This is a genomic window from Thermodesulfovibrio hydrogeniphilus (assembly GCF_054657355.1).
This window is the reverse complement of record NZ_BAAHYW010000001.1, coordinates 1,496,106-1,513,979: the sequence shown is the minus strand read 5'-3', so window position 1 is coordinate 1,513,979 and position 17,874 is coordinate 1,496,106. Positions and strand designations below refer to the sequence as shown.

15 protein-coding genes are annotated in these 17,874 nt (G+C 35.4%); 4 read left to right on the top strand and 11 right to left on the bottom strand.

All coding sequences use genetic code 11. The features are described from left to right. Nucleotides 1–269: 269 nt before the first annotated feature. The 11 genes from ACYQ3P_RS07545 to ACYQ3P_RS07495 are packed head-to-tail and all read right to left on the bottom strand — an operon-like array spanning nucleotide 270 to nucleotide 12,380. Entirely contained in the window at nucleotides 270–1,328 is a 1,059-nt protein-coding gene (locus ACYQ3P_RS07545) for an NAD-dependent epimerase/dehydratase family protein (protein ID WP_460177316.1), read from the bottom strand. Beyond that, on the bottom strand, nucleotides 1,325–2,482 hold the full coding sequence (locus tag ACYQ3P_RS07540) for a radical SAM/SPASM domain-containing protein (protein ID WP_460177315.1): 1,158 nt from the start codon (nucleotides 2,480–2,482) through the stop codon (nucleotides 1,325–1,327). The genes ACYQ3P_RS07545 and ACYQ3P_RS07540 overlap by 4 nt, the downstream gene beginning before the upstream one ends. Then, entirely contained in the window at nucleotides 2,479–3,618 is a 1,140-nt protein-coding gene (locus ACYQ3P_RS07535) for a methyltransferase domain-containing protein (protein WP_460177314.1), read from the bottom strand. Before ACYQ3P_RS07535 ends, ACYQ3P_RS07540 begins: the two co-directional genes overlap by 4 nt. Beyond that, nucleotides 3,605–4,120, bottom strand: coding sequence for an NUDIX domain-containing protein (locus tag ACYQ3P_RS07530; protein ID WP_460177313.1), 516 nt, complete (start codon nucleotides 4,118–4,120; stop codon nucleotides 3,605–3,607). Before ACYQ3P_RS07530 ends, ACYQ3P_RS07535 begins: the two co-directional genes overlap by 14 nt. Next, nucleotides 4,117–6,003, bottom strand: a complete 1,887-nt coding sequence (locus ACYQ3P_RS07525) for a thiamine pyrophosphate-binding protein (protein WP_460177312.1) — start codon at nucleotides 6,001–6,003, stop codon at nucleotides 4,117–4,119. The genes ACYQ3P_RS07530 and ACYQ3P_RS07525 overlap by 4 nt, the downstream gene beginning before the upstream one ends. Next, entirely contained in the window at nucleotides 5,978–6,592 is a 615-nt protein-coding gene (locus ACYQ3P_RS07520) for a hypothetical protein (protein WP_460177311.1), read from the bottom strand. The genes ACYQ3P_RS07525 and ACYQ3P_RS07520 overlap by 26 nt, the downstream gene beginning before the upstream one ends. Beyond that, nucleotides 6,592–8,106: an N-acetylneuraminate synthase family protein gene (locus ACYQ3P_RS07515; RefSeq protein WP_460177310.1), complete on the bottom strand. Its 1,515-nt coding sequence runs from the start codon at nucleotides 8,104–8,106 to the stop codon at nucleotides 6,592–6,594. Before ACYQ3P_RS07515 ends, ACYQ3P_RS07520 begins: the two co-directional genes overlap by 1 nt. A 2-nt stretch (nucleotides 8,107–8,108) precedes the next feature. Next, complete coding sequence (rfbH, locus tag ACYQ3P_RS07510) at nucleotides 8,109–9,467, bottom strand: lipopolysaccharide biosynthesis protein RfbH (RefSeq protein WP_460177309.1); 1,359 nt, start codon at nucleotides 9,465–9,467, stop codon at nucleotides 8,109–8,111. After that, nucleotides 9,451–10,548, bottom strand: a complete 1,098-nt coding sequence (rfbG, locus tag ACYQ3P_RS07505; RefSeq protein ID WP_460177308.1) for a CDP-glucose 4,6-dehydratase — start codon at nucleotides 10,546–10,548, stop codon at nucleotides 9,451–9,453. The genes rfbH and rfbG overlap by 17 nt, the downstream gene beginning before the upstream one ends. Then, on the bottom strand, nucleotides 10,549–11,319 hold the full coding sequence (rfbF, locus tag ACYQ3P_RS07500; protein WP_460177307.1) for a glucose-1-phosphate cytidylyltransferase: 771 nt from the start codon (nucleotides 11,317–11,319) through the stop codon (nucleotides 10,549–10,551). It abuts the gene before it with no gap. Then, complete coding sequence (locus ACYQ3P_RS07495) at nucleotides 11,316–12,380, bottom strand: glycosyltransferase family 2 protein (protein ID WP_460177306.1); 1,065 nt, start codon at nucleotides 12,378–12,380, stop codon at nucleotides 11,316–11,318. The genes rfbF and ACYQ3P_RS07495 overlap by 4 nt, the downstream gene beginning before the upstream one ends. Before the next feature lie 637 nt (nucleotides 12,381–13,017). Between ACYQ3P_RS07495 and ACYQ3P_RS07490 the strand changes: the two genes are divergently transcribed. The 4 genes from ACYQ3P_RS07490 to ACYQ3P_RS07475 all read left to right on the top strand — a co-directional run bounded on the left by ACYQ3P_RS07490 (nucleotide 13,018) and on the right by ACYQ3P_RS07475 (nucleotide 17,764). Further along, nucleotides 13,018–13,149 (top strand): hypothetical protein, encoded by a 132-nt coding sequence (locus ACYQ3P_RS07490; RefSeq protein ID WP_460177305.1) that lies wholly within the window; start codon nucleotides 13,018–13,020, stop codon nucleotides 13,147–13,149. A gap of 12 nt (nucleotides 13,150–13,161) precedes the next feature. Beyond that, nucleotides 13,162–15,729 (top strand): DNA mismatch repair protein MutS, encoded by a 2,568-nt coding sequence (gene mutS, locus ACYQ3P_RS07485; protein ID WP_460177304.1) that lies wholly within the window; start codon nucleotides 13,162–13,164, stop codon nucleotides 15,727–15,729. Nucleotides 15,730–16,215: 486 nt separating this feature from the next. After that, complete coding sequence (coaE, locus tag ACYQ3P_RS07480; protein WP_460177303.1) at nucleotides 16,216–16,827, top strand: dephospho-CoA kinase; 612 nt, start codon at nucleotides 16,216–16,218, stop codon at nucleotides 16,825–16,827. Beyond that, a complete protein-coding gene (locus tag ACYQ3P_RS07475; protein WP_460177302.1) occupies nucleotides 16,814–17,764 on the top strand; it encodes a bifunctional riboflavin kinase/FAD synthetase in 951 nt (316 codons plus the stop codon). The genes coaE and ACYQ3P_RS07475 overlap by 14 nt, the downstream gene beginning before the upstream one ends. Nucleotides 17,765–17,874: the final 110 nt, after the last annotated feature.

The following is a 17,874-nucleotide window of genomic DNA, read 5'->3' as shown; positions in this document are numbered from 1 at the left end:
TTTGTAGGCTAATCTAAAAATTATAACTCATTGATTTTAAAATTTTTTTATTCAAAAGTTGATGAAGTGGGGTGACGATGTTGCGGATTGTCACGCTATCGCTCGCAACAGAGGGCTCGCAGTGACGGCGTGGGTAATTGCCACAGTATCGCTTGCAACAAAAGGCTCGTAATAAAGCCACAATATATCAGCTATATTAAAGAGTTAACCTTTTGATTTTACTGACTTTTTTGATGAAGTTAGGGCAAATATACTTTTTATATTAAATTTCAAAAAATTTTCCATTTTTTATTCCATTCAATTGTTCTAATAATAGCCTCTTTGAGTGAAATCCTTTGTTTTAGCCCTAACTCTTCTCTGGCTCTTTTAGTGGAAGGGACATATCTTTCAGGTGGAACATTTGGGTCAGGCTTTTTCATAATTTTGACTTCAATGGGCTTGTCAAAGCAAGAAGCAACAAGTCTTGCCAAATCAGCAATTGTTATAGCTTCTTCAGAGCCTACATTGTAGGGTCTGCATGACTGTCCTTTAAATAAAATCGTCCAGAGCCATATTGCCAAATCAGCAGCATACATATAAGACCTATACGGAGTTCCATCTCCTTTTACTATAATCGGTCCTCCCATCAAACCGTCACGAATGAAGTTTCCGATGGCATAATGAAGATTAAGTTGCAGATATGGTCCTACAAAGGAGAAACAACGCGCAATTTTAATTTCAATTCCGTAACTTTTGGCATAAGTTATACATAAAAATTCAGCTGCTCTTTTTCCGATTCCTAAAGCGGCGTTTGAATCATCTGGATTAACAGCACCATTGTAATCTTCAGGAATGTGAGTCATATCAGAAGGCTGAATGCCATATATGTTTCCAGAACTTGCAAATAAAATTTTCTTGGCATTACATTTAACTGCGAAGTCCAGCAATCGTCTTGTTCCGTTTACTATCGTATCAAATCTTAAAACAGGGTCTTCTTTCTTAAAGTAACCCTCTGCTGAAGCACTTGCAAGATGTATAATATAGGGAAACTCTCTATCTAAAAATTTAAAATTTTTAATATCTCCAATTTGAAAACTGACATATTTATTTATTGCAAGATGTGGAAATGCATTTTTAAATGATTCATAATTTCTTGTGAGCACAACTGCTTCTGATTTAAGATCAAGGATTCTATTTATCCATATAAAACTCTCCAATATCCATTTTCCAAAAAATCCTGTTCCTCCCGTAATAAAGATACGCTTACCTCTTATTTCTTCCCACAACTCTTCAGTATGTTGAAGTATGAAGTCTAAATCTTTATGTAAAGGATTTGTTTTTTCATTCATTGCCTTTTATTTTTTGCTTTAGATTCACTTCTTAGGGGACGACAAAGCTGTCTTTCACTTTTTTCAATAAAATCTTTTTCAGTAAAAACTTCATTATAAGGTACAGGTAGTGGTCTGCCATAGGTCTTTTTTAAATAGTTGTTTATAAAATTTCTATCTTCTGCAACAAGGCAGGTGTCTGTATATTTGCCAAAAAATCTGATATTCAATCCCCTTTCAATAATGTCTCTAAGAGGTTCTTTAAAGAAATTTCCAAGAGAACAATGAATATAGGGGCATGGCATAATATCTCCATACTTCGTCACCGATACCATTCTTTTAACTGCTATACATCCTAAATCCAATCCATATCCAGGTGTAAGATGTGTGAATACATTATATTTCTTTTCAAGTTCCCTTACATAATCCATATCTTCTCTTGTAATAAGGACATCAAACTTACCTTCCCATTCTCCCACAGGTTTTGCATATGTAACAAATACTCCGACACCCATTCCATTTAAAAATTCCAAGAATTCAATAAACTCCTGAGACCTTACTCTTTGTTTTGTTACAACAGTTTGTACAATTATATTAAGTCCTGCATTCTGAGCCGCTTCAATTGCTTTCAAACATCTTTCATGAGAGCCTTTTCTTCTTCTAAAACTATCATGTTCTTCTGCAGAGAGGCTATCAAGGCTCAGTTGAATTTTATCTACTCCAATACTTTTTAAATGTTTTGCTCTTTTTTCATCAAGAAACCAACCATTTGTATCAGATGTAATATAAAATTTTTCAGGGTCAATTGCTTTTACTATATCATCAAAGTCTGGAAAAACTAAGGGTTCACCACCTGTAATGACAATATGCGCAAGTCCCATCTCATCAGCCTGACGAAAAAGTTCTTTAACATCCTCGGGAGTAAAATGCCTTTCACCTTTCTTACGCCTCAATCTCGTTATATCACAATGCTGGCAGTGAAAATTGCATTTATAATCGTACTGAAATTGAAGTATGGCTATACTCTCCCCTCTTTTAATCTTTTCCTCAAATTTCATAACCTTTTCATATACATAGGGCTTTTCTTTTTTTAGCTTATTCCTTTTTTCATTTTCTTCTTCCCTTACTTTCGGCTTTAAATTATCATCCAGCATACTACACCTCAATTTTTTCATTTAATAACCTCAAGATTTGTATCTCTTAATACAGCTAAATCAATCTTTACGCCATACTTTCCCTTTACAAGATTTACAACTTCATCTGAATAACTTCCAGCCATTACTATAATTGCATCTATGGGTTCTGATTCTATGGTTTCAGGTGAGACTATTGGAATATGTGTTGCAGGTGTATATTTACCCTGTTTAAAGGTTGCTGAATCTACAACATATTTTATTTTATTTGATATCTCTGTCAAAGACAAAACAGCAAGTGCTTGATGTCCAGCACCCCAGACTGCCACCTTTTTATTCTTGTATTTGCCCAAAAATTTGTTGAGCTCTTCTTTAAGAGATAATAAATAATTATTAAAATGCGATAAAGCAATTGGTTTTTTTCTTTGAACAACCGCTGATATAATATAGTCATGCCAGATTTCACTGAATTCAATCACTTCAAAACCGTTAAGGTTTAGTGAAATGATTAATGTGTCTTTTGTAAAATACATTAGATGATCTGATATGAATTCAGAGAAGAGATTTTTCCTCAAAATCATGTTAAAGTTTGGAACTTCTACAATCCCAACCGCATCCTCTTTTAAATTATTAAAAATACCTCGCAATACTTTATTGGGATAAGGAATATGCTCTAAAAAACTCATCATAAAAAATGCATCAAACGGTGCATTTTCTATCTGATAATTCTCACTTTCTATAAAACCTCGTATTACTTTCAAACCCTGTTTCTTACAAGCAGATACAGACTCCTCAGATGCCTCAAGCCCATATGCATCAACTCCTAACTGAACCATCAATGAGAGATACTCTCCTTTACCACAACCTATTTCAATAATTTTTTTTCCTTTCAATGAATATTTTTCTATGAAATCTTGAAATTGTTTAAATCTAAACTGTTTCATACTTTCAGAAAAACCAGTGGCTCTGATGACTTCTTTATAATAGGGCACAGGGTCATTTCCGAGTTGAACTAAACCACATCCCGAACATTGATAAACTTCCAAATCAATTCCTCTATCATCAGCAATGTCATCTTTGGCAGGTAAATACTGGGCAGATTTTGGCATATTTTTTAATACTATTAAAGGCTTTTCAAAAAATAAATTTCCACAGACTCTGCATCTATTTACTGGCATAGCAATCTCCATCTATGTATTTTCTGTATATTTCATGAATTTTTATTAGATTTTCGGGGCATTTATTATGCCACATAAGATAACCTCTGTCTGTTTCTTTTAATCCCTCATTTTTAGGCACAAAACTACTTGGAAGATAACACTGATACAGAAATGATATAAAATGTCCTCTGATATCTTGACTACAAAAGATTTCATTAATTGCAATAGGCTCTGGCTTAAATTCTACTGGAGTGCCTATTTCCGTTTCTGCTACTTTTAAAACCCTCTCTGCCATCTTCTCTTTAAAACGAACAATGCCACCGGGTAAATGCCATCCTGTTCCTGCGTATTCATCATCCCTCCATGAAAGAAGTATCCGTCCTTTTTCATCCTTAATAAGAAGGTCTACATTTACTAATGGTGTGAGCCTGCTAATAAATAGAAAAATTTCTTCAGGGAGCCCTTTTCTTGGGTTCATTATAAACTGTTCTAAAGTTTTTATTGCTTCACTAATTGTCATAATATTTTTTCCTTACTCTCCAGAAATGGCCACATGTCTTCAAGGGAGCCTGATACCATTGAGCCATCTGGAAGAGTTTTTGACATTATTCTTGGAGCAATCTGTAAGTCTGGATCAATCATCAATTCGCATATTACGGGACCTTCGCTTTCAAGTATCTCTTTTATCTGCTCTTTCAAACTGTCCTGCTTTTTTATTCTGTAAGTTTTAAATCCGTAAGCCTTGCCTATTTTTAAAGTATCTGGTAATGTTAATCCACTTGAGGGATCACAACAAACAAGTCTTCCTTCAAAAAATCTTCTATGGGTGTTTCTGATTGCTGAGTATCCGTTGTTGTTAAGAACAAAGATTTTGATGGGTAGATTAAGTCTTTTTATTGTCTCAAGTTCTTGTATGTTGTGCTGCATTGCTCCGTCTCCTGTTATGCATATTGTTCTTCTGCCACTTGCAAGACAGACGCCAATGCTTTGTGGAATGCCAAAACCCATAGAGCCAAGACCAGGAGAATTAATAAGTCTTTGTCCTTTCTTTATTCTAAAAGCCTGATAGGTAATCTCTGATGCACTGCCTGAGCTGTCAGGAACTATGTTATCATTTGATGTAAGTAAATCTGAAAGAATATCTATGAAAACATATGTATTAACAAACTTTTGAGATTTGTAATATTCCTTAAGTATTATCGGGTATTTTCTTTTCCATTCCTCACACTGTCTTATCCATTGCGAGCGATAGGGTTGTTTGAGCATTTCTTTCATTGCAAGCATGCAATTTAAAAATTCTCTGGCATCTGCGACAATTGGAACATCAATAACAGTATCTATTTTTTTTATCTCATTTTCATCAATATCAACGATTACTTTTTTGGCATGTTTCGCAAAGTTTTTATAATTATAACCAACTTGGGAAAGGTCAAGTCTTGCACCGATAACGAGTATAAAGTCCGAATTTTGTTGAATAAAATTGGCATATCTTGAAGCAATGGAACCTGGTCTTCCAAAAAACAATGGATGAGCATCCTCCATACCATCTGCAAATCTCCATGTAGTTAAGACTGGAATGCCTAAAATGTCAATAAGTTGGTGGAATTGTTCTAATGCATTAGCAATTCTTATACCGCATCCTGCAAGGATTACAGGTCTTTTTGAGTTGTTTAAAAGTTCAATAGTCTGCTTTACTTTTTCATCGACTTTTTTATAATTGTCTTTGCGCGGGCACGAAGTGCCTGTGGCAATCTCAAAAAAGAGATTGCTTCGGTATCCTACGGATGCCTCGCAATGACGGGAAGGTGTTATAACATTATTACCTTCTTTCATTTTGGACGAGAATTCTTCTTCTGGATTAAATCCTTTCAATTTTCCTTCTATTTTTGCTCCTTGAACATCAAGGGGGATGTCAATCCACACAGGTCCTGGTCTTCCATTTTTCGCAATATGTATAGCTTTATCAAGATAATATTTTATCTCTTCTGGTTCCATCACTGTGACTGCATATTTTGTAATTGGTTTAACTATTGAGACAATATCAACTTCTTGCACCCCTATCTGTCTGACTCCTCTGTTTTTCATTAAATCACTTCTTTTGACCTGACCTGAGATTATTAACACAGGAACAGAGTCTATCCAAGAAGCAGCAACTCCTGTTATAGCATTTGTTCCACCGGGCCCTGTTGTTACAAGGGCTACGCCGATATTATTTTTATACTGCGCATAGCCATCAGCAGCAATAGCTGCAGCCTGTTCATGAAGACAGCATACAGGTTTTATTTTTTTATTTCTGCCAACAGAATCAACAAGATGCATACATCCACCACCCGGAAGCATGAAAATATGGGTTAATCCAAGTTCTTCTGCAATATAATCAATTACAAAGTCTGATACTTTCATCTTGATGCTCCATAAGAATTTTGTTTATCAATAACAAAGTTTCTGAGACACTCCTTTTAATCTTATTCCATGGTTGAGGCCAGAGAATTGCTTTTACACCTTTTTTAGTCACGAAATTTACATTGGTGATACTATCATCAATGACTAAGTCAACTGGCAAAAACCAATCAAAAAACTCACCTTTGTTGCTTTCGTATACTGGAGAGTTATCGTAAGACCTATATGAAGGTATAACATGAATTGTTCTAATCCATCTGCAAAAATATGTATAAACCCAATTTGCTACAATTGGAGAAGTATGAAGAGGTGTTGAGGTTAATACAATATGTCTGAATGAACTTCCATAATTATTGAACCAATCAATGACTTCAGAATTAGGTTTCAAATTCATATACGAAGTTAATCTAAATTCATCCAGAGATTCTTGATACTCTTCAATAGTTATTCCAAGTATTTTGTGAGGAGGATTTTCTGTCAAATCAGAGTATGAAAGTTTAAAATCAGAATGTTCTCTTAGCCATTTTTCATAAAACCATTGCTCCATCAGATTGTTTAAAACATCGTCAATATCCCAGACGATTGTTTTCATTAGTCCATCCAATAAGTAATTAAAGTTTTTCTGTTTTTGTTTTGCATTATTGCTGGGTCTGTGTAAAAGGAGTCCTCTTTATAATGGGTTGATGAAATCTCTTCAACTATAGCTCCTGTCTTAGTTATTAAAGAATGTTTTACACCCTTTTCAACGACAATAACATCTCCAACTGTGAATTCCTTTGGCTCACCATCAAGGGTTATTTCAATGTTCCCATACAGAACATGAAAGGTTTCGTCTTTCATTTTATGATAATGTTCTGGATTTTTCTGTCCGGGAAGCAAAATTAACAGCTTTTTGCAATAATCTCTGTTTACCACTGTGATCATTGTCATTCCATAATCCTCAAACTTCTCTATTCCATAATGATGTGATATTTCAAGGTCAGCCCTGCCAGGAACAACAACTTTACTTTCCTTGATTAAGGCTTTAACTTTCTGAACAATTTCATATACTCTGTCTCTATTATTAACTATTTTTATATTGTCAAATAAAATAGGAGCATTCTTTTTAATGTCACTTAATGCAGTTATATCTGAGTATTTAGAAAGGTCGTTGGCTGTGAGGTGATTTTCAAGAAGCGGGATAGCGAGAAATATATCTTTTTGAGTTATTTTTTCGCCAGCCTTAATGTCTCTTAATGCAAAAACTCCTCTTCTAAGTCCATGAAGGCTTTTTAATTCATCCTCAGTGAAAGGATATCTTGTTTCTGAAACCCCGCACATTTCAAATGTGACTTTTGCTGAATCCAGCCATTTTTTTACTTGCTCGGGCGTAGCAGAGTATTTGTTTAATTTATACTTATCAGTCTCTATTCCAACATGTTTTTCAAATATTGTAGCACCTTTTGCAATTGCTATTTTAATGGAGTCATAGTTTTCAGGATTCTCATGTGTTGAGTATCCAACTACTATATTCGGATATCTATTCTTGAGAAGGTCAATCTGGTTCAAATGAAGATTTTCTTTTTTTGTAGGATATTCAGCAACACAGTGCATAAGGGCAAATTTTTTGTCTCTGTGTTCAAAAAAGCTTACAACTTTATCAATATCTTCAAGACAAACCCCTGCAGTTGATGCAATTATTGGCTTGTCTGTTCTTACGATTCTTTCAAGCAAGGGCCAATCAGTAAATGAACAACTTGCTACTTTTATAACATCAAAGTTTAACTCCTCTATTAAATCAACAGATTTTTCATCAAAAGGTGTGCAGATTGAGATAAATCCTAAATTGTCAACCTCCTGTTTTAATCTCCTAAAATCTTCAGGACTTAATCTTGTTTCGCTGAATCTTTTTATGTATTTAAAATCAAAACGAGTTTTATAGTCTGGATGAATAAATGTATCTAAGTGCCTGAACTGAAACTTAAAGGCAAACTGGAAATCATAATCTTTGCAGATTTCGTAAAACTCCTTTATTATTCTCAATCCGTGCTCAACATCGCCCATGTGATTGTTTGCCATTTCTAAGACGAAAAGATTTCTAAAACAATTGACCATGTCCTTATACATGGCTATCCTCCTCTCTTTAAAACAAAATCTCTTATTGTTTTAACCATAAAACTAAGCATTCCTTCAACCAGTCCGGGATAACAACCAATCCAGAAAGAGTTTTTCATGACAAAGTCTGTATTTTTTAAATCTCCAACCACTCTGAAACCATCTCCTCTTTTTCTCATCTCATCAAAGCATGGATGCTTAATAATATTGCCTGCAAATAACATCCTTGTTTGAATCTTGTAATTTTCAAGATATTTCACTATTTCATCTCTGCTAAATCCTGCATTCTCTCTCACTGTCAGTAAAAAACCAAACCAGCTTGGCTTAGAATTAGGAGTGGGTTCGGGTAAAATAAAAAAATCATCCAAGTCACCCAGTTCACTTCTTAAATACTTCCAGTTTATCTCTCTTTCTTTAATAAAATATGGTAATTTTTCAAGTTGAGCACAACCAATTGCAGCTTGCATTTCTGTTCCTTTAAGATTATAACCAAAGTGTGAATAAATATATTTGTGGTCATAACCATAGGGAAGCTCACCGAGTTGCCACTGAAATCTTTTTCCGCAAGTGTTATCCTTGCCAGGTTCACACCAACAATCCCTGCCCCAATCTCTGAGAGAATTTATAATCTTGTAAACTTCTTCACTATTTGTTAATAAAGCACCACCCTCACCAGTTGTTATATGATGGGCTGGATAAAAGCTAAGAGTTGCAATGTCTCCAAATGTTCCTGTATATCTCCATTCTCCATTATAAAAGTATCTTGAGCCTAAAGCATCACAGTTGTCTTCTATAAGCCAGAGGTTATTTTTCTCGCAAAATTGCTTTATTTTTGCTACATCAAAGGGATTGCCAAGAGTATGGGCTATCATAACAGCTTTTGTCTTTTCTGATAGTGCTTTTTCAAGAATTGAACAATCTATGTTGTAGTAAGGAATCTCTATATCAACAAAAACTGGAATAGCACCATACTGAAGTATTGGTGAGACCGTTGTTGGAAAACCCGCTGCGACAGTTATTACCTCATCTCCCCTTTTTATTCTTCTATCTCCCAATTTTGGAGATGTCAGACACATAAAGGCTAAAAGATTTGCAGAAGAACCAGAGTTTACAAAAGAGCAGTATTTAACCCCAATAAATTCTGAAAGGTCTTTTTCAAACATAGTTGTATATCTTCCTGCTGTAAGCCAGAAATCAAGAGCACTATCAATAAGATTTATCAACTCCTTTTCATCAAAAACTCTGCCTGCATAAGGAATTCTATCTCCTATATAAAAAGTTCTTTTCTTCTTAAATTTAAACTCGTAATAATCTCTAACTGCTTTAAAAACCTTTTTTCTTAGTCTTTTCTCTACATTATCCTGTCCATTCATAACCCTTCCCCTTGGCATCAATAATGTAACTGTTTATGTCTTGTAAGGTTTTTATCTGTTTGTTTTTGTAGCAATCTTTATACCAATTTATCGTCATTTCTATCGCCTTATTAATATTCCAAACAGGTTTCCATCCTAACAGAGAATTTGCTTTTGAACAATCAAGTTTTAAAATTTTAGACTCCTGAGGTGCTGAATCATCTTCTACAAACTCATAATCTATTTCATCCCAATAGTCCTTTGCTATCTTGGAAAGCTCAGCTACACTTAAATTCCAATTTCTGTCAGGACCAAAATTCCATGCATCAGCAAATTTTTCCTCTCCCTCAAGAAGTTTTTGTCCTAAAAGTAGATAACCTGAAAGCGGTTCTAAAACATGCTGCCATGGTCTTATAGAATTTGGATTTCTTATTAATGCTTTTTTACTTAAACTTACGGCTTTAACTAAATCAGGTATAATTCTGTCTTCTCCCCAGTCACCTCCACCAATTACATTTCCTGCCCTTACGCTGGCAAGAAGTTTGGCAGAGTTTGAAAAGAAAGATTTTCTATAGGATTGAGTCACAATTTCTGAACATGCTTTTGATGCGCTGTATGGGTCATTGCCTCCCAATCTGTCAGTTTCCCTGTATCCCCATACCCATTCTTTGTTTTCATAACACTTGTCACTTGTTACATTTATTATCACTTTTACACCTTCAGATTCTCTGCAAGCTTCAAGAATATTAACAGTTCCTAAAATATTTGTTTCAAAGGTTTCCAGAGGATTTTTATAAGACTTTCTTACAAGAGATTGTGCTGCAAGATGAAAAACTATCTCGGGTTTATAAGCTTGGATAATTTCTTTCAATTTTTCAAAATCTCTGATATCACCGATTATATGGATGAAACTGTTTTTATAGGTTGACGACAGATTAAGTAACTCAAAATGACATGGTTTTGTTGGAAAGTTAAGTGAATAACCTATTACTTTTGCTCCAATTTCAAGAAGCCATAAACTTAGCCATGAACCTTTAAATCCAGTGTGTCCAGTTACTAAAACTTTCTTTTCTTTATATATTCCTCCAAAAAGCTCCTTCATCTACCAAACCTTCCAAGGTGCTTTTCCGCTTTTCCAGAGGTCTTCAAGATAGTTTTTGTCTCTTAAAGTATCCATTGGATGCCAGAATCCATAGTGTTGATATGCAACTAACTCATTCATTGAAGCCAGAGTAGTAAGAGGTTTGCTTTCCCAGCTCATGTGGTCTCCTTCAATTAAATCAATTACCTTTGGTGAAAGAACAAAAAATCCACCATTTATCCATCCGCCATCTCCAACTGGTTTTTCTATAAAACTTTTTACATGTTTGCCGTTCATCTTTAATGCTCCAAATCTTCCGGGAGGCTGTACAGCAAGAATAGTTGCAAGTTTACCATGTTTCTTATGAAACTCAATCTCATCTTTGATGTTTACATCAGAAACACCATCACCATAGGTAAAACAAAAAAGCTCCTCTCCTTCAAGGTATTTTCTAACCCTCTTAAGCCTTCCTCCTGTTTGAGTAAACTCACCTGTATCAACAACTGTAACCTTCCATGGTTCTGCCTCACAGTTATGCACTGTCATTTTGTTGTCTTTCATGTCAAAAGTAACATCAGCCATGTAAAGAAAGTAATTGGCAAAGTATTCTTTTATTATATAGCCTTTGTATCCACAGCAGATTATAAAATCATTAATACCATAGGCAGAGTAAATTTTCATAATATGCCATAAAATAGGCTTGCCTCCAATCTCTATCATTGGCTTTGGTTTCAAGTATGTCTCTTCAGAAATTCTTGTTCCAAGCCCTCCAGCTAAGATTACTGCTTTCATTTTTGTCCTCCTGCCCATCCAGGATTAAAAATTTGCTTATTTGTCTCTTGTAAAATTACATTTAGAACATCGTCAATCTCTTTAATCTGATTCACTAAAATATTCCTTGATTTACAAAGTTGCCTTGCAGCATTGGTTGTTGTTTTTATTTGCTTTGCAAGTCCTTCATCATCAATCATATCTGCCATAGATAGTATTAAATCCCATCCTTTATCAGGGAGTTTACCTTCAGCAAGAACTCCTAATTCACTAGCTATCATTTGAACAATAAATCTATCCCAAAGGTAATATGTAAGATATTTGAAAAACATAGGCTTTAGTTTCTCCTTGAGAATACCAATTTTGAACAAAATCTGCAATCCCTCAACAGTTAGAAAGTATCTCCACCCCATTTTTTCGATTTGCCATCTTTTAACATCCTCCTGAGTTTGCTGTTCCATTGGCTGACAGATAGGAAAGTCAATTACTACAGCAGGTTCATATGTCGCAACATGAAGAATTCCTAAGACATGACCATAAGCTGCTTCTTTATATTTATCCCATTGGGGAAGCTGGAACATCTTTAACAGTATCTCTTTTTTTATTATCATTGAAGTTGTCCATCCTATAAACTGGTTAAATCCCATTTTATTAGCAAATTCAAGCACTGTATCTTCATAAATTTTATAGCTGTGAGGCTTTAACCATCCATTACCTGCATGAATCAATGTTGGTTCATGTTTATTTAAAACATTCCATACCATTGCCAATCCATCTTTGAGCAAAATATCGTCATCTCCAAAAATCCATAAGTATTCACCAGAGGCTTTAACATATGCATTTTTTGCACTGTCTGCTGAATCAACATGTTTTTCCAGTCTGCAGTAATCAAGAAAAGGATACTCTTTTTTTAATCTTGCAAGCACTCTTGGTGTTTCATCATTTGAACAGTTATCGGATACAAATATTCCAATTTCATCTTGCTTGCCCAATTCAATTATTTGTCTTGCCATTTCTTTTACACATCTTTCAAGCTTTTTTGCTCTGTTCCATGATGGAATAGTAAAACAAAGTTTTTTCATGTTTACCCCCTCTTTCTATAAAAAATCGGCGAAGTTAAGGTTTTATTTTAAAAATAAGCAAATTAAATGCCAATTTTTGGATTTACTTTCTTTTAATGTATCCGAAAAATAGATAGAGGCTCGTCATTGCAACTCCCCTTTGCGAGCAAAAACGTGGAGATTTCAGAGATTGCTTCTGCCTCCTAAAGGATGCCTCGCACTAACGGTGTAGTGTTTCACTGCGAGTACCCTGTTGCGAGCAACAGCGTGGCAATTACCCACATTGTCACTGCGAGCCTCTCTGTTGCGAGCGATAGCGTGGCAATCTGGGGCGAAGCAGTCTCTGATTGGTGGTTGGTGATATGTGCATGGTGAATAGTGAATTGTGAATGGTGGATTTTAGATTTTGAATTGTGTTCATTATAGATTATTTCCTATAATGACGAATCCTATTCTTTGTGATTGGGAAGGACTTTTGCCCCTAAGCAATCTCTTCTTTTTCTTCACATACAACAAAGAGATTGCCACGCCTAACCTTCGGTGAGGCTCGCAATGACACCCTCATCGTCATTGCGAGGAGCGTCAGCGACGAAGCAATCTCGCTTTTTTCTTTCAATAAGGAACGAGATTGCTTCTGCCTCCTAAAGGATGCCTCGCAATGACGAGGTGGAAGGATGCTCGTAATGACAGCAAAATATTTATTTACTCCAATGGTTATAGCAATTTTAAAATTTCTATTGCCACTTTGGGGATGAAAATAAAGTTTATCATCAGTAAAGCCCTTAAATGATATAATAAAAAAATGAACTCTATTGAAGTGCCACAGGAAGAACTCACTCCACTGATGCGTCAGTATTTCAGCATCAAACAGCAATACAGGGATGCAATTGTCTTTTTCAGACTCGGTGATTTCTATGAAATGTTTGGCGAGGATGCAATAATCGCCTCCCGCATTCTGTCAATAGTTCTTACATCAAGGGATAAATCAAGTGATAATCCAATCCCCATGTGCGGTATCCCTCATTTTTCAGCAGACTCTTACATTGAAAAGCTTATCAAAGAAGGATACAAGGTTGCAATTTGTGAGCAAATTGGAGAGCCTAAGTCTTCAAAGGGTATAGTTGAAAGACAGGTTGTAAAGGTTTATACTCCGGGAACATATTTGCCTGAGGGGTTCAAAGAAAATATTTTCATAATGTCTGCTTATACATCAAGAGGAAAAACTGGAATTGCCCTTGCTGATATAACAACAGGAGAATTTTTCTTATACGAAACCGAGAAAAATATTTTGGATGAAATCTATAGATTTGAACCAAGAGAAATCATACTTCCAGCAAGCCTTGAGGATACATTGAAGTTTGAGGCAGATGCTTATCATAAGACCTACTTGGAGGATTGGAAGTTTGATTATCTTGTTTCCTATAAAAGCCTTTTAGAGCATTTTAAAGTTACTTCTCTTAAGGGTTTTGGTGCTGAAGAACTTCAAAATGCCATCTCAGCGGCAGGAGCTCTTTTAAAATATCTTGAAGAGAACAAACAACAGAGAAATTTCAAAGAACTTAAGGTTTTAAATCTTTCTGAATTTATGCTTCTTGACAGTTCAACAAAGAGGAATCTTGAGATTTTTACCTCCCTTGACGGAAGCAAAGAGGGTTCTCTTTTATGGGTTTTGGATGAGACTTTTACTCCAATGGGAACTCGTTATTTAAGAAACGCTCTTGCATGTCCTTTGCTTAAGATTTCTGAGATAGAAAAAAGGCTTGATGGAGTTGAAGCTTTTTATAAAGATTATGTATTAAGGGAAACGGTTGGAAAGCTATTAAAAGATTTTCCTGACATTGAACGGATAGCTCTGAAAATAAATTCTGGAAACGTTAATCCAAGAGAATTAAAATCATTAGGTACAGCCCTTCGTAGATTTCCAGAGTTAAAAGAGGCTCTCAAAGATAAGGCTGAGGTCTTAAATCAATTATCTGAGCAGTTGTATGAACTTGATGAAATTGCATCAATGATTGATAAATCAATTATAGACAATCCTCCTGCTTCAACCAATGAAGGAGGAATTTTCAGGGATGGATATAATGAAAAGATTGATGAGTTGAGAAATCTTAGTAGGGAGAGTAAAAAATACATTCTTCAGATGGAGGCTGAAGAGCGAAGAAAAACAGGGATTTCCTCTTTAAAAATTGGCTACAATAGAGTTTTTGGATACTATATAGAAGTAACAAAGCCAAATCTTCATCTTGTTCCTTCAAATTACATAAGAAAGCAGACGCTTGCAAATGCAGAAAGATTTGTTACAGAAGAGCTGAAAGAGCTTGAGATGAAAATTTTACACGCTGATGAGAAACTCAAAGCCCTTGAACAAGAGCTTTTTGATGCCCTAATCAGAGAGATTCAGCCAAAGGTAAGTTTAATAATGAAGAATGCTGAAACAGTCGGCTATATAGATTATCTTCTTTCTCTGTCAAAGGTTGCCTCAAAATACAACTATATTAGACCTGAAATCACTGAAGAAGAGATTATTGAAATAAAGGAAGGAAGGCATCCAGTGATTGAAAGATTAATACAGCTTGGTTTGCTTTCTGAAAAAAAATTTATTCCCAATGACATGCTGATTGGCACGGATGAGCAAAAAATTATCATACTCACAGGACCAAACATGGCTGGAAAATCAACGTATATGAGGCAGAATGCATTGATAGTCCTTATGGCTCAGATTGGCTCATTTGTTCCAGCATCCTATGCCAAAATTGGAATTGTTGATAGAATTTTTACAAGAATCGGAGCTTCAGACTATCTCTCCAAAGGCCAAAGCACATTCATGGTTGAGATGATAGAGACAGCAAATATTCTTAACAATGCAACATCAAAAAGCTTTATAGTACTTGATGAAGTCGGTCGTGGCACAAGCACATTTGATGGCATTAGCATAGCATGGGCTGTTGTTGAATATATCGCTGATAAAATAAAGGCAAGAACACTTTTTGCCACGCATTATCATGAACTTACTGACCTCGCTTTCAGTATAGATTGCGTTAAAAATTATACAGTTGTTGTGAAAGAATGGGGAGATGAAATTATATTTTTGAGAAAAATTGAAAAAGGTGGAGCAGATAAAAGCTATGGAATTCAGGTTGCCCGCCTTGCTGGACTTCCTTCTGAAATTTTGAGCAGAGCAAAGGAAATTCTTAAACGGCTTGAGAAAAAAGAGTTTCAGATCATTCCCTTTAAGGCAAGACAGCTTGACCTTTTTATGCAGGACGACCCTATTAAAGCAGAGCTCGCAAAGCTTGACATTGAGACTCTCACGCCTCAGAAGGCTTTGAAAAAGCTTAAAGAGCTCAAGGAAATGGTGCGTCGTGATTAATGGTTCGTTGGTGGGGGTTTTAGAATTGTTTAAATTGAGCGATTTTCAGTTGTCATTGCTAATGGTTGCCATGCCATCGGCTCGCTACATTATATGAGAGGAGGAAGCAATCTTGTTTTTTGAGATTACCATACCTGTCCAATGGTAGGCTTACATTAACACACTGCGCGTCATTGCGAGGGACGAAGTCCCGAAGCAATCTCGTCGTCATAGTGCCAGAGAGCGACAGTGCTACAGAGCGACAGCGTAGAAATCCATCAATTCGTCACTACGAGCCCCCCTGTTGCGAGAGATAACGTGGAGATTTAAGAGATTGCTTCGGCATCCTGACGGATGCCTCGCAATGACGAGACGGGAGGATGCATCGCAATAACAGCAAAAATATTTAATCAAACGTTTATATCAATTTTTAAATTTCTATCGCCTTTTTTCAGATTTTATATAAAAAATCGCTCAATCTATATTAAATTAAAAAGGGAGTAAAAGATGTTAAAGGTTGGACTTACAGGAAATTTTGGGATGGGCAAAAGCACAGTTGCTGAATTATTCAAAAAAATGGGCGCTTATGTGATTGATACTGACCAGATTGTTGAGCAATTACTAAAAGAACCAGAGGTAATAGATGAAATAAAACAACTATTTGGCGATGAGGTATTAGTTGATGACAAAATAAACAAGAAATATATTGCTGAAATAGTATTTGAAAATCCGCTTATGAGAGTTTATCTTGAGAATATTCTGCATCCAAAGGTATTTGAGAAGGTTGAAGAAATAATCCAAAAAATTCCAACAAGGGGAGAACCAACAATTGTTGTAATTGAGGCGCCAGTAATATTTGAAAGGGGTTATCAAAACAGATTTGATATTATCATTACAGTTTTTACCCCAGAAGATATTGCCATAAAAAGGCTTAAGAAAAAAGGTTTTTCAGAGGAGGAAGCAAGAAAGAGGCTTAGTGCCCAGTTTCCGATCGAGATGAAAAAATCAAAATCAGATTATATAATAGATAATTCAGGGAGTATTGAAGAGACAGCAACTCAGGTTGAAGCATTATACCAAAAACTAATTGCAATGGAGAGGAGATATGCAGGTAATTAATGGCATTGAAAAGCTTAAAGATGAAAATACAGTCATAACTATCGGAAATTTTGATGGTGTCCATCTCGGACATCAAAAATTATTTGAATTTGTAAAGAAAAAAGCAAAACAGATCAATGGTAAAAGCGTTGTAATTACATTTAACCCGCATCCCATAAAAGTCCTTTTTAAAGACCATCCATTGAAACTCATTACAACAGTTGAGGATAAGGTTAAACTTATTGAAAAATGCGGGGTTGACATACTTATAATAATTCCGTTTACTCCTGAGTTTGCCAACATTGAAGCTGAAAACTTTGTGCGTGAAATTCTTCTTGATAAATTTAATACAAAATGGGTTGTAATTGGCTATGATTATAAATTTGGCAGAGGCAGAAAAGGCACAACAGATTTGATGAAAAAATTTGGCTCTGAATATGGATTTAGAGTCACAGTTGTGAAGGCATATCAAAAAAGTGGGAAAATTCTTAGCTCCACAGCAGTAAGAAATGCTTTGTTTGAGGGAAATATAAAAGAGGCAAATTCGTTTTTAGGCAGGGCATATCACATAGATGGAGAAGTAATAAAGGGCGCTGGAAGAGGTGCATCCCTTTTGGGATATCCAACAGCGAATATTTCTCCAGTGCAAGAGATAATTCCAAAAGAGGGCGTTTATGCGGTTAAAGTAACACTTCCCCATTTGTCAAAAACATTCAATGGTGTTGCCAATATCGGCAAAAATCCAACATTTAATGGAACTGAATACAGCTATGAGGTTCATATTTTTGATTTCAGAGAGAATTTACTTGGCAAAAAAATAAGAGTGCATTTTATAGCAAGAATAAGGGATGAGAAAAAATTTTCATCCCCTGAAGAGTTAAAGCAAAATATTGCAAACGATATTGATGTGGCAAAAAAAATATTCCACAGAGACAGGACCAAGCTTTTTTTAGATTGATAGACACTTTTGAAAACAATTTGTATCTAAATTGTACGATTCTCAAGAGTAATTGCAAGCGAAGCGGTCGGGACTTTTTATGAGATTCTCCCGCCTCACCTTAGTCTAAG